The organism is Bariatricus sp. SGI.154 (assembly GCF_050313795.1).
In the GTDB taxonomy this organism is placed as follows: domain Bacteria; phylum Bacillota; class Clostridia; order Lachnospirales; family Lachnospiraceae; genus CAMBRQ01.
The window spans coordinates 1-295 of record NZ_JBNPMC010000092.1; the positions used below are offsets into that span (position 1 = coordinate 1).

General features: G+C 54.2%; 1 rRNA gene. It reads left to right on the forward strand.

Annotation, left to right across the window (positions count from 1 at the left end):
- Positions 1-295: ribosomal RNA gene (locus tag ACQRBN_RS17470) — 16S ribosomal RNA — on the forward strand; the annotation flags it as partial.

The following is a 295-nucleotide window of genomic DNA, read 5'->3' on the forward strand; positions in this document are numbered from 1 at the left end:
CTTTACTTCGATTCTTCGGATGAGGAGTGATTTGACTGAGCGGCGGACGGGTGAGTAACGCGTGGGTAACCTGCCTCATACAGGGGGATAACAGTTAGAAATGACTGCTAATACCGCATAAGACCACAGTACCGCATGGTACAGTGGTAAAAACTCCGGTGGTATGAGATGGACCCGCGTCTGATTAGGTAGTTGGTGGGGTAACGGCCTACCAAGCCAACGATCAGTAGCCGACCTGAGAGGGTGACCGGCCACATTGGGACTGAGACACGGCCCAGACTCCTACGGGAGGCAG